Below are 16,355 nucleotides of genomic sequence, written 5' to 3'. Positions count from 1 at the left end.
TCCTTGTGCCTAGAGGTTTAAAATATATTTTATAACATGGAAAGTAATTTAAATAGTTTGGGGAGTAGATTTGGTCGTTTGACCGATATTGTCATTGAGTCTATTCCGGGGATTATAGGGGGAATTATCCTATTGATTCTTGGGAAATATGTGATCAATTTTGTAGATCGCTTATTACATAAACGTTTCGAAAAGAAGAATGTAGATCCCTCTATTCGGGCATTTATCTCCAGTATTGTAAAGATCGTCATGTGGGTGATGTTGCTCCTTACCGTCGCAAGTCAGATTGGAATACAGACAACTTCTTTTATTGCCGCTTTATCCGCCTTCGGGTTGGCCGTTGGTATGGCGCTGCAGGGAAGTTTGAGTAATTTTGCTGGCGGCGTGCTGATTTTGATGTTTAGACCATTTGAAGTAGGCGATTCCATATCGAGTGCAAATGGTACCGCAGGTACTGTAGAACGGATTGATATCTTGTATTCTACTTTAATAAGCGATGATGGTGTACGTGTTTTTAGCCCAAATGGCCCTTTGGCCAATTCGGTTATTAAAAACTATACGAAAATTGTGCAACGCATGTTTGAATATACCATCAGTATCTCTTATGATAAAAATGTGAAAGAAGCGAAAGACATTATCTTAAGGGTACTTCGTTCCAATGAAAACGTATTAACGACTCCTGAGCCAACTGTTTTTATCAAAGAATTGGGAGACAGTGCCATGGTTTTAACCGTTCGTGCGTGGACGAAAAGAGAGCATTATGTCGCTGCTCGAAACTCAATGCAGGAAAAGATTATGTTGGAGCTGGAAAGGAACGATATTAGTTTATCTTCCAATCCGACACAGATTAGCATTGTTTCGAATTCAAGTGACCTAGGGACTGCAAAAGCTTAGTCCTGATCTGTTCCCAAGGCGTGTATAAGGACAAAGTACCGGTAGGCAATGATAGCCTGCTGGTACTTTTTTAATTTCAATGGATCCATCTTACCATATTTTGGTAAGATGGCTTTATTTAAGCTGTTTAAAATCTGAAAAAATCTTCGTTTCATTGATATACCTCTTTATTGATAATCTGGGGCATTTTTTCGCCTTTAATTGCTGCCAGTAAGTTACTGGCGGCCATCAATGCCATATTATCCCGCGTTTCTTCTGTAGCAGACCCGATGTGTGGTAGTACACAGACATTTTCCATATTTAACAGTGGATTTTTCGGATCCATCGGTTCAGGATTTGTCACATCAAGTCCGGCACCCCATAGTTGGCCAGTCTCTAGGGCTTCTGTTAGATCTATTTCATTGACCAATCCGCCTCTAGCGGTATTAATCAATATAGCGGAGTTTTTCATGCGCGCAAATGTCATTTTGTCAAACTGGTTTTTAGTCTCCGCTGTCAAAGCCGCATGGATTGAAAGGACGTCGCTCCGCGTAAGTAGATCGTCGAAATTCACATATCGTGCGCCAAGAATTTGTTCTGCTTCGTCATTACGGCTCCGATTGTAATAGATAATATCCATGTTATACGCTGCTTTGGCTTTTTTCGCGAATTCAAAGCCAATTCGCCCCAGTCCATAAATACCCAGTGTTTTGTTGTTGAGCTCGATGCCTAGGTTTGCTGTTGGATCAAAACCTTTCCATTCGCCCTGCAAAATTCTCTTGTGGTTGAAAAATGCCTTCCGTGATACCGACAGCATTAAAAGAAAGGCGACATCAGCTGTTGCTCCCGAAAGTATGCCAGGCGTATTGCTTACAGGTATTCCATGCAGTGTGGCAGCTGAGATATCTACATTGTCATAGCCTACGCTCATGAGGGATAAGGCTTTAAGGTTTGGGCAGTTTTGGAAAAAATTTGCATCAAACTTCTGCATTCCGCCATTGAGCACGTAATCAGCCTGTTGGCTCGCTTCGATAAGCTGCCTTTCGGATAGGGGATCGGCTGAATCGTGTATCGTTAGATCGTGACCGGCAGATTTTAATAAATCTATACCTTTTTGTGGTATTTTTTTAGTGATAAATATCTTCATGTAAATAGCTGTTCTTTAGCTTTCTTGTGATTGATTTTGGTAAACCAATTTGTGTTTTCTTCTAGTCAAAATTAATGATCACTCATCGCTATAACAACAAAAAAAGCCATATTGTTGTTTCAATATGGCGCATTATTCTCTATTTTTTGAACTTTATTTTTTACGGAGTATGTAATCTAAAATAGCTTTACCCTTGTCATCGGCAGAGATGGCAGAATTGGACAAGATGATAACGCCACTTTTTTTATCAGGCGATAAGGCTAGGTAGGAGCTGCTTCCGGCAGTTCCGCCATTGTGCCAATAGACCGTTAGGTCGTCAATCAGGTTCATATGCCATGCGAGTCCCAGGTCGGTGTCTGGAGGTAGAAAAAAAGTAAACAATCTGGTGTTTGCCATGGCGTTTTCCAATGGGGTCTGCGGCATCTTGAATTGCGCATTCGCAAATTTAAGTAGATCCTCAAGAGTCGATTTTAATCCGCCAGCGGGACCAAAAGCGTCAAACGACCAGGGAATTACTTCTTGACCATCTTTGTTATATACTTTAAAGGTATCTTTCCTCTTAGGATCCAATACCTGAAAGGTATTATTCATTTCAAGCGGCTTACAGATGATGTCTTTTACGAGCTGATCATAACTTTTTTTATAGATACTGCATATAATATCTCCTAATACGGCGTAACCAAGGTTGCTGTACTCGTACTCTTCACCTGGTTTTTTCGTATTTTTAAAGCTTGCGAGGTAGCTATAAAGTGCTTTTTTATCGTATGTTTTGTAAGGATCGTTTTCGTTAAATCCTTTGACTTTGTCGAGATTGTCAGGAAGTCTTGGTAAGCCAGAGGTATGATTGGCCAACATCTGAAACGTTATTTTTGAAAGTTCTTCATTTTTCTTGAGTGTATCAGGAAGAAATAGCGCAATAGGCTGATCTAAGGTTATCGTTCCTTCCTCGACAAGATTTGACAAAAGTATAGCGGTAAAAACTTTACTTAACGAGCCAATTTCATAGGTAGACGTTTTTGTAGGCGCTGTTTGGTTGCCTTTGGCAGTCTCACCATAGAAATAGGTTTTTGTTTGTCCATTCTTTAGAATGCCAATTGCAAGTGATTGCGTATTTTGTTGTTTCAAATAAGCATTTGCAACGGAATCGACAAAAAGGTCGTCATTATCGACTGATTTCTGTGTTGCAGGTACCACAATAGTTTTTTCCACTTGAGGCTTGATTGCCAGAGGAGTGAATTTTAATGTATTGAATTTTAAGGTTGTGTCCGTTGCAAAAAGAATTTCATACGATTGGCTGTCGAAGTCCATCTGATAGGTTGCAAGCCCTTTTTCAAACTTTTTTATGGTTGAGCTTTTTACTCTTCCTAAGGGATAGAGTTCCTGTAGTACTTGCGTGAATTTGGCTAGGCTAAATTGTTGTTTGAAGGCGTCACTGGCCATATTATAGGCGGAGTCTGTCATCTGGGAATTGATAAAAAATTCCAGCTTATTGTAAACTCCTCTGTTGATCTGTTCCTCAGGATTCGTTTGGGCAAAGGAGTAAGATGTGATGCCCAGCAATACTATTGTAATAAAATGTTTCATAACGATTGATGGGCACAAATCTACGGAATGTTTAAATTCCAATCAATTGTTTTAATCGGGCATAGCCTGATTTACTGATATTGAGCTTTTCTCCTGATGTCAGTGCAGCAATATACGAATCCTTTTCATAAGGTTCCAATTTGGCCAACTGATCCACTTTAATGATAAAAGATCGGTGTATACGGACAAATTGATTCGGATCCAAAGATTTTTCAAAAAATGCCATTGTTTTATTTTTTAGGTACATGCCATCTTTGGTATGAATCTTAACATAGTCATCATAAGACTCCAGGTATTTGACGGTATCAATCGGAATAATCTTGATCTGGGTGCCTGTTTTGACAACAATACGGTCGATTTTTGTTTCGTCCTGCGCTGTAAGCACTTCGTAGTTGGGTTGAACTTTTTTCTCGGGTGCGGAGTAGCTTGCTCTGAATTTTTCTAAGGCTTTTTTGAAACGTGTTGGTGATACCGGTTTTAATAGGTAATCCAAGGCGTTCTTTTCGAAAGCTTTCAAGGCATATTCGTCAAAAGCGGTCGTAAAGATGACCGCCGGAGGGTTGTCAACAAGTTCAAGCATTTCAAATCCGGTCAATTTGGGCATTTGTACATCCAGAAAGATTAAATCCGGTTCGTGCGCATGGATAGCTTTAACAGCTTCAAAGCCATCACCACATTCCGCCATGATGGATATATCGGCTTCATTTTTTAGGTAACCCGCAATAATGGAGCGTGCAAGGGGTTCATCATCGATAATAACGACTTTAATCATATTGAGGTATTTTTAGGGTGCTGGTAAATATGTTGTCCTGAATTTGAGTTTCCAGTAGATCATTTCTTCCATAAAGGAGATATAATCTGCGTTGAATGCTGGATAGTCCAAATCCAGTGCCTTTTTTCGGCTTTGACTGTTCTTCGGTGTCGAAGGGGTTGGTAATCTGGATCAGTAGTTGACCATCAATCGAATAGCATTTTATTTTAATTTCTACTTGATCGGTTACATTGTATAATCCGTGTTTAATCGCATTTTCCACCAGTGGCTGAATAATCATGGCTGGCAATCTATTGTTGAAAATTTCTTCTGAGGAAGAGATGGATGTATGGAGTCGATGACCGAAGCGTACTTTTTCAATATCGAGATAAAGTTGAAGGTGATCGAGTTCTTCTTCAAGTGTGATAATTTGATTGTTTTCTTTTCTTAATGTTCCTCTTAAAAAGTCCGACAGCTGGAATGTCATGTTTCGGGCTTCGTCCGGATTGGCGCCAATAAGTGCTATGATGGAGTTGAGGCTATTGAAGAGGAAATGAGGCTGTAACTGTTGCCTTAGATTATACAGTTCGGCTTCCCGAAGTAAATTTTCAGATTCCTGCTTCCGTTTGATGTTGTTGATATTGTCTTCCTGGATGTTCCAGACAATGTTGATAATAGCAACCGAAGTTAAAATAAGGAAATTAACAATACCGCGATAGGGTAATGTTAAATCCAAAAGTGGGGTGAAGGTCGATTGAATAAAGTAACTCATCAAGAATCGGCTTAATGCGATGCTTATTGCGCCCATGATTAAACCGATGATGAGTACTTTCCAAATCTCCCGGGGTTGTGGGGTATAAAAATTGAGTGCTGATGACATGCCATAGCAGCAAAACATCATCACCATGCTGTTTATAAATGAATCTTTGAATGCGAGTTGTTGGTCAAAACCAGAACGAAGCATCAATAGGTATTGTAATGCAAGATATCCGATAAATACGGATATGCAGATAATGCCAATTAGTCGACTTTTAACACTGAGGAACAGCTTGCTTTTCATCTATTAAGCATTTTTTATGGTTAAATTACCTAAAATACAGGTGCCTGTTATATAGATTTTTTTATCTGTATCGGGGTTATAAATCGTTTGGAACCGACGGTCATCGACAGAGCCTAAGACCGAGGCGACGTTGCTAAATACTGTCCAATGCGGGGGGATAATTATACGTGCGCTGCCAAACAATTGGAACGTATCAATCACAATTGGCTGCTGAATATCCGCTTTGGTTAAATCCAGCTCTACGCTTCCAAATACATTGGTCAAATTGCCTCCCCTGAAGTTTTTGGAATAGATTACTTTCTTTTGGCCCGCAAAGATGCTGTTCAGATTGAGGTTGTCCTCAAATGACTGGTGAAAGGAATCTTTCTCTTTGTCGCCAAAAGCCTGCTGATTAGGCGAGGCTTGTTGGCTTGAACCGTATTGTTCGTTAAATGGTCTGGATTCCTGATCAGTAAGGCTGTCCGTGGTCCCCTCGGTAGGTACATTGACTCGCTTATCCCAGTCGTAAGAGCCTTGCGGCGGATTAGGGTAAGCTGGGGGAACCATCGGTGGTTTCCTTTTGCTCATGATAAAGTAAATCCCGAGCGAAATGATGATGATAGGGACGGTTACAGAACCAAAGTCGGTGCGCATCATTCTTGAAATAAGGCTCGCTCCGCCTATGATCAATAGGATAATTGCCGATTTTTTCTGAAATTGGGAATTTATGCCAATGACCAATCCAATTATGATTAATATCGTTTGCCAGCCAAATAACCAATCCGGAAACCAACTTCCTAAATTGAGGTTATTCAATAATAAGAATATACCTACGATGATCACAATCGCTCCTACAATATTGCGGCTATTATTGCTGTTTGGTATGATGGGTTCTTTTTCCATAATGTTTTTACTATTTATGACTCAAAGATAGCGTCACAAATATATTCTACATATTTGCTTTAGGTAATACAACTTATATTTTCGGTAAATGTAATGATTTCGTCGGTAAAAAATCTTGTTGTTTATTTTTTATCTTGGCTATAAATTGAAGCGAACTGCCATTTTTACGCGTAATTGTCTTTTTTTTTAATATTATTTGGTGTATTAAAATGAATTATTATATATTTATCAAAGATTAAGATTACTTTAAACTTAAATAACAACCAATGGGAGATTTTGAAAACAAAGAACGTGAAGAAGTTTTTTCAAAAAAGGTGAGAGCAGGTAAGCGTACTTATTTTTTTGATGTAAAAGCAACTCGATCGAACGATTACTACATTACTATCACAGAAAGCAAGAAACGCTTTGAGGATGGCCAGTTTATTAAGCATAAGATTTTCTTATATAAAGAAGATTTTGAAAAGTTCGCTGAGGGTTTGACAGATGTAGTTAATTACATCAAGTCTAATCAGGAAGTAATCGAGAAACGTTATGAGCCTAACTTTGATGATGCATACGCTGAAGAAGCGGATGTTCGGTCAAAAGATGATTTTTCGTTCTAGTATCCGTAGAGCGAAATCTGAATGAAAAAAAGAAATAAAAGCCACTGATGTGGCTTTTTTTATTGTTTTTATATCCGATATGGTATTTGGCGACCAAATAGAGTGTTATTGTGGTATATTTCGTAGGAAATCATTTAGCACGGTGTTGAATTTTTCGGGTTCCTCGAGATTTGGCAAGTGCCCGGATTCTTCAAACTCCATATAGCGGACGTCTGGTATATTTTCAATAAGGATATTGGTTTGTTCTTCGCTCATCATCTTGTCGTGTTTCCCTTTTATGAGCAGTGTTGGAATAATAATCGTCTTCAGCGAATGGGTTGTATCTGTTCGTGAAGCGAGAGCAAGTTGAGTTGCACAAATGCTGGCAACCTCATTTCTGCGAATACAGCTTTTGATGAGTTCAACAGCTTCAGTGTTTTCACGGATTGTTTTATCGTGAAACACATTTGCGATAAAGCCAATGGCAAACGGTCTTCTGCCATATTTTAATAAAGCCTGAATGGAATCAAAACGCTTTTGTTTGGCTTTGTTGTCGTCGGCAAGCGAATTTGTGTCGCAGAGGATAAGTCCTTTAAGCTGTTGTCCGATCAGTTCATAAGTCCTGAGCGCGATATAGCCCCCCATCGAGATTCCGCAAAGGATAACATGATTGAGGTCGAGTTTACGAATAAATTCCACGAGATCTTTGGCAAAAACATCAACGGAGAAAAAACCATGACCGTTGGTACTTAGGCCATGTCCTCGAACATCAATAGCGATGCCCATATAATCTTCGTCGAGTTGCAGGAGCTGTTGTTTCCACGTATTTTTGTTGAAGGGAAAACCATGGATAAAAATGACTGTTTTTGGAGCGGGGTATAATTTGCTGGGGCGAAGATAATAGGAGATACTGATATCTCCGATGCGAATTTTGCTGAGTTTTAATTCTCTTTTGCTCATGAATGCTAACATTTGTCCGTGTCTGAAAAAAAAAAGTTGATATTTTAAATATAATATTATCAACGAGATAAAAGAAATGTTGTTGTATAAAGTTTAAAAAAGAGAAAAAATGTTTGTTAAATCGATAAATATAACGATATTTGCATCACCAAAACGGAAAAGGATAACGGATTTGTTTTGGTTGCCTAGCGCTCCTAGCTCAATTGGATAGAGCATCTGACTACGAATCAGAAGGTTAGGGGTTCGACTCCCTTGGTGCGCACAAATACAGGTTCTGTATGTTAAAAAGGCATTCCTAGCTCAATTGGATAGAGCGTCTGACTACGGATCAGAAGGTTAGGGGTTCGACTCCCTTGGAGTGCACAAATTAAAGCCAGTCAATTTGATTGGCTTTTTGTTTTTAGCGCTGTTGCAAGGTTGTCGCTGGGAGGGGGGAACTTCTTTTTGAAAAAAAATTTGTAAAAGAACGAATTCTGACTATATTTGCGTCACCAAAACACATGGGACAGAGTTCTAAACGTAATGGTTTATTGCGCTCCTAGCTCAATTGGATAGAGCATCTGACTACGGATCAGAAGGTTAGGGGTTCGACTCCCTTGGAGCGCACAACTGAAAAGCCTAGTCATCATCTGTGATTAGGCTTTTATTTTTTAACTCGTTTTAATTTCTTAAATAAAACTATGCTAAACCTTGTAATATTTGGCCCTCCGGGTGCAGGTAAGGGAACCCAATCTGCAAAGCTTATTGAAAAATATCAATTGGTTCATGTTTCAACCGGTGATATTTTTAGAGCACATATTAAAGGTCAAACGCCACTTGGTCAACAAGTGAGCCAGATTATTGCTGAGGGAAATTTAGTGCCAGATTCGATTACGATAGCAATGCTGGAAGAGGAAGTGAAGAAAAATCCAGATGCAAAAGGATTTATTTTTGATGGATTTCCTCGTACTGTTGCTCAAGCTGAGGCATTGGATGCTTTTTTAGAAGGTATCAATACTTCAATCTCGGTTGTGATCGCACTGGATGTGAATGAGGATGAATTGAAAGCACGCATCGCTAAACGGAAGGAAATTTCTGGCCGTGCGGATGATGATGCGGATAAATTGGTGAAGCGTATTGATGAATATTTCACCAAGACGATTCATGTGTTGCCGTACTATGAGGCACAAGGCAAACTTTCTAAAGTGAATGGTATCGGCGATATCGATTCTATCTTTAAAAGTTTGACAGATATCATCGATAATTATTAATTAAGATAAGTATTTTTTAGACTGTAATAAACTGTAATGGCGCAAGGTTCGAATTTTGTTGATTATGTGAAAGTGTGTTGTCGTTCTGGACATGGTGGGGCAGGTTCGGCTCATTTGCACCGTGACAAGCACACCGCGACTGGTGGACCCGATGGTGGTGACGGCGGTCGTGGCGGACATATTATACTGAAAGGAACGACTAATCTCTGGACCTTACTCCATTTAAAATATCGTAAGCATATTATCGCCTCAAATGGTGAGTCTGGTGGCAGTTCTTTGCGTACCGGGGCAACTGGACGTGATGAGATCTTGGAAGTGCCACTGGGTACGATTGCAAAGGATGCGGAGACGGGAGAGGTATTGTTCGATATCACAGAAGACGGTGAAACCAGAATATTGGTTCCGGGTGGAAAAGGCGGGCTGGGCAATTGGCATTTTAAGTCGCCGACACAACAGACACCACGGTTTTCGCAACCTGGTCTTCCGGGGAAAGAGCAGTGGATGATTCTCGAATTGAAGGTTCTTGCTGATGTTGGATTGGTTGGATTTCCGAATGCGGGTAAATCAACGTTGTTGTCGGTGGTCTCTGCTGCAAAACCAGAAATCGCGAATTACCCCTTTACAACACTGGTGCCTAATTTGGGTATGGTGAGCTACCGGGACAACCGTTCCTTTGTTATGGCCGATATCCCGGGCATTATTGAAGGGGCTTCCGAAGGAAAAGGATTAGGATACCGTTTCTTGCGACATATCGAACGAAATTCTGTTTTGTTGTTTATGGTGCCGGCTGATACAGACCGGACGATCCGTGAGGAGTACGCCATTCTATTGAATGAACTGACTGCGTATAATCCAGAATTGGCCGATAAACCCAAATTGCTGGCTATTACCAAATCTGATATGCTTGATGAGGAGCTGGAGAAGGAAATGGAGCAGGAGCTACCGGAAGATGTACCTTATATTTTCATTTCTTCGGTGACAGGTAAAAATATATTGCCATTGAAAGATATGATCTGGAAGGCAATCAACTCTTAAGTTTAAATACATAAACAGAAAAGGCGCTCCACACCGTGAAGCGCCTTTTCTGTTTATGTTAATTACGGATTGCTGCCCTTAAACTTTTATTGTACCCCCAGTTTTAGTGGTAGCCGCAACTGGCTGATTTAAGAAACACATTATAACTGATTCATCCAGCCACTAACTTATTCATAATACCAGTTTTCAATCAGTTTTAGTCAGTACTTGTTCAGTGCTTATTCAGTCTTCACTGAGCAAGCACTGGACGAACTCTGAACAAGCACTGTTAAAAAACCTGATTTGATCTCTTTGTATTTCTTATTTTCTGCAACTAAAAATTAAAAGAAAAAAAGGAAGAGGCTGCGTTTACCTAACAAAAAGATCGCTGTTCTGTGGTAATAGGTCATTTTAACGGGAAGATGAACCAGCGCAAAGCATTGTGCTCCAAAAAATGTATGTTTTTTAAGTTTTTTTATTAATTTCAACCTATTATTTAATCCCTGATGGACGAATGTTTTTTAGTTCCATCGCCAAACTAAATCTAAATGAAAACAGAAGACGAAAAGTATTGTGTAGAGTGCGGTAAGTTAATCAATATCAAGGCGGAGGTGTGCCCATTTTGTGGTGTGAGACAGCCTATTTTTTATGCTAACCAACCTTTTCAACAACAAAACAACACCTTTCAGGACGACAGGTGGTTACCAGCACTGTTATTTTGTTTTTTTCTGGGCCCTTTTGGAGCGCATCGATTCTACTTGGGGCAAATTGGTACGGCTGTTATTCAGCTGCTTACCTTGGGGGGATGTGGTATCTGGTATCTAATCGATTTGATTATGATTATTGTCGGAAAATATAAAGATGCCAACGGCAATTATATCAAGAGTCCAATCAACAATAATTAATGATTTTGCTCGTCCTGAAATACCTTAAATGTCATTGGATATATTCGTTGGTGTTGGGGTATTTCGGGGTTGCCATTGGCTTGTACCTTTTTACAGATATCCATATCCTTATTCCCTGTCTTTGGAAGAGTATCAGTGGTTCTGATTGTCCCGGTTGTGGGCTGACAAGAGCCTTTATCGCCTTGTTGCGGATGGAATGGAAGGAAGCTTGGCTAGAAAACCCGTTGATTTATATGCTTGTCCCGCTATTGACTCTGTTGATTTTGAGGGACTTTATTCGGTTTCGGGAAGTCCATTCAACGGAAGGATAAAAAAATAAAAAATATTTTCACTTTATAAGTGATATGTCGTAACTTTGTCTCCCGTGAAAATTAAAGTAGAGTCTTTACTGGTAGGTGCCTTAGGAAACGGTTTGTCAATCGTGATGATGCATTGTTAATTGATATTTAGCCCATTTGAGGGCTTTTTTTATATCCAGTCAAGAAGGCTTTAAAATTCATAAAAGTAAGGATACACATTTTATAATATTACATCGATAATGACCAACTACAGCAAATTGCCTGCAATTTTAGTTTTAGAAGATGGTACAGTTTATCACGGTAAAGCCGCTGGTAAAATTGGTACGACTACTGGGGAGATCTGTTTTAACACAGGAACAACCGGTTATCAAGAGATTTTTACAGATCCATCTTATTTTGGACAAATCATGGTAACAACCAATGCGCATATTGGTAACTATGGTATTGATGCGGATGATACCGAATCAAATCAAATTCAGATTGCGGGGTTAGTTTGTAAAAACTATAACATCAACTACAGCCGTAAAATGGCTGATGAATCGATCCAAAGCTACTTTGAAGAAGGAAATTTAGTTGGTATTTCTGATGTGGATACTCGTTCATTGGTGCGCCATATTCGTGATAAGGGGGCGATGAATGCGATTATTTCTTCAGAAACATTGGATGTTGAAGAATTAAAACGTCAGTTGGCACAGGTTCCTTCCATGGATGGACTTGAATTGTCTTCAAAAGTAACGACAGCCGAGCCCTATTTCTTCGGGAATGAAAATGCTTCGTTGCGTGTAGCGGTTTTGGACTTGGGAATCAAGAAAAATATCTTGCGTAATTTTGAGGCTCGTGATGTATATACAAAGGTTTTTCCTGCGAAGACAACATTTGAAGAAATGGAGCAGTGGAATCCGGATGGTTATTTCATTTCCAATGGCCCTGGCGATCCAGCGCCGATGGATTATGCTATCGAGACTGTAAAAGCTATTTTAAACGCAAATAAACCGATGTTTGGTATTTGCTTAGGTCACCAGATTTTAGCATTGGCAAATGGTATCCGCACAAGCAAATTGCATAATGGACACCGTGGTATCAACCACCCCGTGAAGAACATTATCGCCAACCGTTGTGAAATTACGTCGCAGAACCACGGTTTTGGTGTTGTTGCTGAGGATATTCAAAATTCTGAGAACGTCGAAATTACACACGTTAATTTGAACGATCAGTCTATTGAAGGTATCCGTATCAAAGGACAGAAAGCATTTTCGGTGCAATATCATCCAGAATCATCACCGGGTCCACATGACTCGCGCTACTTATTTGATGATTTTGTAGCAATGATCAAAAACTAAGTTGTACAATATTATACAAAGAACCCTTCAGATTTTGAAGGGTTTTTTATTGTTTTTAGTTGAACAGTTATGCCGATGGAGCATAATTTATTCACAATAAATAGGGGAATAAATACATTTTTTATTATATTTGATTGTGAAAAATGTCTGTAGACAAGAGTGTGTCTTATCTACACTAAGTAATGCAAATAAATTATAGTCTAATAAAGAGATGAGTTTAATTATCGATGTTCATGCGCGTCAAATTTTGGATTCGCGCGGTAACCCTACAATTGAGGTAGATGTTACTACACAAAATGGTTTTGTTGGTCGTGCAGCTGTTCCTTCAGGTGCTTCAACTGGTATTCACGAAGCAGTAGAATTACGTGATGGCGACAAGTCAAAATATCTAGGAAAAGGTGTTTTGAAAGCTGTTGAGAATGTAAACACTAAAATTGCAAAAGCGCTAGAAGGTGTAGATGTTTTCGAGCAAAATGCCATCGATAAAATCATGATTGATTTAGACGGTAGCGAAAATAAAGGAAACTTAGGCGCAAATGCTATTTTAGGAGTTTCTTTAGCTGTAGCGAAAGCTGCTGCACAAGAGTCACGTCAACCATTATACCGTTATATCGGTGGTGTAAATGCGAACACGTTACCTATTCCTATGATGAATATCATCAATGGTGGTTCACACTCTGATGCACCTATCGCATTTCAGGAATTTATGATCATGCCTGTGGGTGCGCCTTCATTCTCCGAGGCTTTGCGTTGGGGTACTGAGGTTTTCCATACGTTGAAAAAAATCTTACATGACAGAGGTCTTTCAACTGCAGTAGGTGATGAAGGTGGTTTCGCGCCAACTTTTGAAGGTACTGAGGATGCCATCGAAACAGTTTTGAAAGCGATTGAAATTGCCGGTTACAAACCTGGTCAAGATGTTTGTTTAGCGTTGGATTGTGCTTCTTCTGAGTTCTACAAAGATGGTAAATACGATTATACTAAATTTGAAGGTGATAAAGGTGCTGTGCGTTCTAGCGAAGAACAAGCAAGCTATTTGGCTGAATTAACAGCTAAATACCCTATTATCTCTATAGAAGATGGTATGGCTGAAGATGATTGGGCTGGTTGGAAAACATTGACTGACAAAATCGGTGACCATGTTCAATTGGTGGGTGATGATCTTTTTGTTACCAATACAAAACGTCTTCAACAAGGAATCGATACACATACAGCGAACTCAATTTTAGTGAAAGTAAACCAAATTGGTTCATTGACTGAAACAATCAATGCGGTTACTTTGGCTCAAAATTCTGGTTACACTTCTGTGATGTCACACCGTTCGGGCGAGACTGAAGATGCGACTATCGCTGACTTAGCTGTAGCACTGAACTGTGGTCAGATTAAAACTGGTTCTGCTTCACGTTCTGATCGTATGGCTAAATACAACCAATTGTTACGTATTGAGGAGGAATTGGGTGGTAATGCACGTTTCATCGGTAAAAACTTTAAATACGCTAAAAAATAAGCTTTAGCATATTTTTATATAAAAAGCCGAAGTATTTTCTACTTCGGCTTTTTTTGTGGGCAAAATATGCTCAATGATCTTTTCTCTAGTTGCCTTTAGCACCGGAACTGATATCCTGACCTAGAATAATGTATTTCCTGTATTTTTGTTGGGATAGGTTAGATCCAAATCGAATGTTGTATTCAGTTTTTTGATAAAATGTGTTGCCAGTAATGGCGATTCTATCTCAATATTCTGGTGGATAAAGAAATACAGTTTTTGCAACCCGTTTTCGCGCCATAGTTTCAGCACATCGATCCATTGATCCAGGCGATCGTAATCTGATGCGTGGTTGGCACCTACATACCGTACGAAAGCAGTCGGTGTGGTTAAGCGCATATGGAGCATGTCTCTACGGCCTGCGGTATCGACCAGTACGTTGGTCACATTGGTTTCCTCCAACAGTGCATAGAGTTCTTTTGTTACTTCGGGTTTGGAAAACCAATCTTTATTTCGTACTTCCAAGGCTAGTGGGACTTCTTTTGGCCAGTCATGAAGAAATAGTTTTAGACGGGCCATATCCTTTGGACTATAATTGTCGTGCATCTGCAAAAAGGCCATTCCCAGTTTCTCATCGAAATGAACAATGGAATCCGTAAACAATTTTACTTTATCACCCGTATTTAATAATCTGCTAAAATGGCTGATGGATTGTGGGATTTTTGGGAAGAACTTGAAGTTAGCAGGTGTTTTCTTTTTCCAGGTTTCTACCTGGTCTATGCCAGGCGAATTGTAGAATGTGGCATTGAGTTCAATGCTGTTAAATTGCGTGGAGTAATAAGCAAGTTCGTCTTTTGTACCTCTGGGGTAAAAGCCTTTTAAATCTTGTTTATTCCATTTTGCACAGCCTACAAATACCTCAAAAGGTTGACTGTTTTTGAAATGCTGTAATAAGGTTAAGGTTTCCGGTGGAGTAGGAGGAAGGGTAAAATCGATTTCCTCCGGATGTTCAACTTGGCCGAATTTCATATTAGTTTTTTCTTAATTTATAATCAAATAATAGATGAGCCAACAGTGCCAATACCGTATAACATGTGCCTACGACAATAACACCGGGCCATTGGAAGTGTTGCCATGCTTGTGCAGCAAAAAAAGTGCCTGTTGATCCGCCAATAAAATAACTGACCATATATACGGTGTTTAGTCGGTTGTTGGCCCCGAGGTTTAGCGCATAGAAATCGCTTTGATTTAGGATGTGCATAGACTGTAGACCAAGATCAATGAGAATAACACCAAGAATGAGCCCCCAATAGGTATAGCCAAAGAGGGTAAATAATAACCAGCTGAATAACATCAATAAGATCGCATATAAGATGATTTTTGCTTTGCCTATATAAATGGTTAGTTTATTGACAAAAGCAGCGGCAAGCGCACCACAGGCACCTACGAGACCAAAGGCTCCTGCAGTTGCGGGGCCATCAAAAAAAGGTGGGGCCGAAAGATGGAAAACAAGCGTTGTAAAAAATGCGGAAAAAGCTCCAAATCCCATAGCTCCACGAAATGCAGCCAACTGTAATACAGGTTGTTTTCTGGCAAAGTTCCAGACTGATCGCATCAATTCCTGGTAAGAACCTTTAAAATTTGGCAGTACCTCCGGTAGCCTGATCGCTATGGCGATGGCTGTAATGACCATAATTGCTGAGGCTATCCAGTACATTTCGCGCCATCCGAAGTAGGAGCCGACAAAACCGCTTACAACCCTAGATAGTAAAATACCAATCAGCAGACCCGACATGACCATTCCGATCGCTGAAGCCTGCTTTTCTTTGCTCGCAAGCTCAGCAGCCATGGGCACAAAAACCTGCGGAATAACGGAGGTGAAACCTATCAGAAAGCTGAACAGCAAGATCGATAGGATAGAAGTGGACATGGCCATACCGACTAAAGAAAAAATAATGAAAAAGAAATCGATCAAGATCATTTTTTTTCGCTTAAACATATCCCCTAAGGGGACGATCAGTAACAGGCCAAAGGCATATCCGATCTGCGTTAACATGGCCGAATTACTGACCATGGCCTCGTCAATATGTAGGTCTTTGGCAATCAGGTCCAATAGTGGTTGATTGTAATAATTATTGGCGACAACCAAGCCTGTGGCGATGGTCATCAGCCACAAGGTTGCTTTGGATATTTCGTTTTCGGAATCTATTGTTTGCGACATGA

Annotated in this window: 17 protein-coding genes and 3 tRNA genes; 11 read left to right on the top strand and 9 right to left on the bottom strand. The window is 39.8% G+C overall.

The window, feature by feature from the left end; all coding sequences use genetic code 11:
- The first annotated feature begins 36 nt into the window (after positions 1 to 36).
- On the top strand, positions 37 to 894 hold the full coding sequence (locus AAH582_RS16435) for a mechanosensitive ion channel family protein (protein ID WP_343318719.1): 858 nt from the start codon (positions 37 to 39) through the stop codon (positions 892 to 894).
- On the opposite strand, the gene AAH582_RS16430 is transcribed toward AAH582_RS16435, so the two are convergent.
- The 6 genes from AAH582_RS16430 to AAH582_RS16405 all read right to left on the bottom strand — a co-directional run bounded on the left by AAH582_RS16430 (position 891) and on the right by AAH582_RS16405 (position 6,297).
- The gene (locus AAH582_RS16430) at positions 891 to 1,049 is read right to left on the bottom strand and encodes a hypothetical protein (RefSeq protein WP_197084121.1); all 159 of its coding nucleotides are present in this window, start codon (positions 1,047 to 1,049) and stop codon (positions 891 to 893) included. The genes AAH582_RS16435 and AAH582_RS16430 overlap by 4 nt on opposite strands.
- Positions 1,046 to 2,020 carry a 2-hydroxyacid dehydrogenase gene (locus tag AAH582_RS16425; RefSeq protein WP_343318717.1) on the bottom strand — a complete coding sequence of 325 codons (975 nt, stop codon included), beginning with the start codon at positions 2,018 to 2,020 and terminating at the stop codon, positions 1,046 to 1,048. The genes AAH582_RS16430 and AAH582_RS16425 overlap by 4 nt, the downstream gene beginning before the upstream one ends.
- Positions 2,021 to 2,173: 153 nt before the next feature.
- Positions 2,174 to 3,604: a serine hydrolase domain-containing protein gene (locus tag AAH582_RS16420; protein WP_343318715.1), complete on the bottom strand. Its 1,431-nt coding sequence runs from the start codon at positions 3,602 to 3,604 to the stop codon at positions 2,174 to 2,176.
- A gap of 31 nt (positions 3,605 to 3,635) precedes the next feature.
- On the bottom strand, positions 3,636 to 4,376 hold the full coding sequence (locus tag AAH582_RS16415; protein ID WP_046675445.1) for a LytR/AlgR family response regulator transcription factor: 741 nt from the start codon (positions 4,374 to 4,376) through the stop codon (positions 3,636 to 3,638).
- Positions 4,369 to 5,415 (bottom strand): sensor histidine kinase, encoded by a 1,047-nt coding sequence (locus AAH582_RS16410; RefSeq protein WP_046675446.1) that lies wholly within the window; start codon positions 5,413 to 5,415, stop codon positions 4,369 to 4,371. The genes AAH582_RS16415 and AAH582_RS16410 overlap by 8 nt, the downstream gene beginning before the upstream one ends.
- Positions 5,416 to 5,418: 3 nt before the next feature.
- Positions 5,419 to 6,297, bottom strand: coding sequence for a LiaF transmembrane domain-containing protein (locus AAH582_RS16405; RefSeq protein ID WP_053003878.1), 879 nt, complete (start codon positions 6,295 to 6,297; stop codon positions 5,419 to 5,421).
- A 266-nt stretch (positions 6,298 to 6,563) separates the two neighbouring features.
- Here AAH582_RS16405 and AAH582_RS16400 point away from each other — a divergent pair, with 266 nt between their 5' ends.
- On the top strand, positions 6,564 to 6,899 hold the full coding sequence (locus AAH582_RS16400) for a DUF3276 family protein (protein ID WP_046675447.1): 336 nt from the start codon (positions 6,564 to 6,566) through the stop codon (positions 6,897 to 6,899).
- Between the two features lie 105 nt (positions 6,900 to 7,004).
- On the opposite strand, the gene AAH582_RS16395 is transcribed toward AAH582_RS16400, so the two are convergent.
- The gene (locus AAH582_RS16395; protein ID WP_046675630.1) at positions 7,005 to 7,838 is read right to left on the bottom strand and encodes an alpha/beta fold hydrolase; all 834 of its coding nucleotides are present in this window, start codon (positions 7,836 to 7,838) and stop codon (positions 7,005 to 7,007) included.
- Between the two features lie 188 nt (positions 7,839 to 8,026).
- Here AAH582_RS16395 and AAH582_RS16390 point away from each other — a divergent pair.
- The 9 genes from AAH582_RS16390 (at position 8,027) to eno (ending at position 14,153) form a co-directional block, all read left to right on the top strand.
- A tRNA-Arg gene (locus tag AAH582_RS16390) sits at positions 8,027 to 8,100 on the top strand.
- A gap of 27 nt (positions 8,101 to 8,127) precedes the next feature.
- Positions 8,128 to 8,201, top strand: a tRNA-Arg gene (locus AAH582_RS16385).
- Between the two features lie 169 nt (positions 8,202 to 8,370).
- Positions 8,371 to 8,444, top strand: a tRNA-Arg gene (locus AAH582_RS16380).
- 74 nt (positions 8,445 to 8,518) lie between these two features.
- The gene (locus AAH582_RS16375) at positions 8,519 to 9,088 is read left to right on the top strand and encodes an adenylate kinase (RefSeq protein WP_046675448.1); all 570 of its coding nucleotides are present in this window, start codon (positions 8,519 to 8,521) and stop codon (positions 9,086 to 9,088) included.
- A 36-nt stretch (positions 9,089 to 9,124) separates the two neighbouring features.
- A complete protein-coding gene (obgE, locus tag AAH582_RS16370) occupies positions 9,125 to 10,123 on the top strand; it encodes a GTPase ObgE (protein WP_046675449.1) in 999 nt (332 codons plus the stop codon).
- A gap of 527 nt (positions 10,124 to 10,650) precedes the next feature.
- Entirely contained in the window at positions 10,651 to 11,007 is a 357-nt protein-coding gene (locus tag AAH582_RS16365) for a TM2 domain-containing protein (RefSeq protein WP_046675450.1), read from the top strand.
- Positions 11,007 to 11,318, top strand: coding sequence for a DUF2752 domain-containing protein (locus AAH582_RS16360; RefSeq protein WP_053003879.1), 312 nt, complete (start codon positions 11,007 to 11,009; stop codon positions 11,316 to 11,318). Before AAH582_RS16365 ends, AAH582_RS16360 begins: the two co-directional genes overlap by 1 nt.
- A gap of 227 nt (positions 11,319 to 11,545) precedes the next feature.
- Positions 11,546 to 12,646, top strand: a complete 1,101-nt coding sequence (gene carA, locus AAH582_RS16355; RefSeq protein ID WP_046675451.1) for a glutamine-hydrolyzing carbamoyl-phosphate synthase small subunit — start codon at positions 11,546 to 11,548, stop codon at positions 12,644 to 12,646.
- 211 nt (positions 12,647 to 12,857) lie between these two features.
- Entirely contained in the window at positions 12,858 to 14,153 is a 1,296-nt protein-coding gene (gene eno, locus AAH582_RS16350; protein WP_046675452.1) for a phosphopyruvate hydratase, read from the top strand.
- A gap of 120 nt (positions 14,154 to 14,273) precedes the next feature.
- Here eno and AAH582_RS16345 read toward each other — a convergent pair whose 3' ends face one another.
- Both AAH582_RS16345 and AAH582_RS16340 read right to left on the bottom strand, forming a co-directional pair.
- A complete protein-coding gene (locus AAH582_RS16345) occupies positions 14,274 to 15,161 on the bottom strand; it encodes a DUF72 domain-containing protein (protein ID WP_343318707.1) in 888 nt (295 codons plus the stop codon).
- Between the two features lies 1 nt (position 15,162).
- The gene (locus AAH582_RS16340; protein ID WP_046675454.1) at positions 15,163 to 16,353 is read right to left on the bottom strand and encodes an MFS transporter; all 1,191 of its coding nucleotides are present in this window, start codon (positions 16,351 to 16,353) and stop codon (positions 15,163 to 15,165) included.
- Positions 16,354 to 16,355: the final 2 nt, after the last annotated feature.

This window comes from Sphingobacterium multivorum (assembly GCF_039511225.1).
In the GTDB taxonomy this organism is placed as follows: domain Bacteria; phylum Bacteroidota; class Bacteroidia; order Sphingobacteriales; family Sphingobacteriaceae; genus Sphingobacterium.
This window is presented reverse-complemented; position numbering and strand designations above follow the sequence as displayed.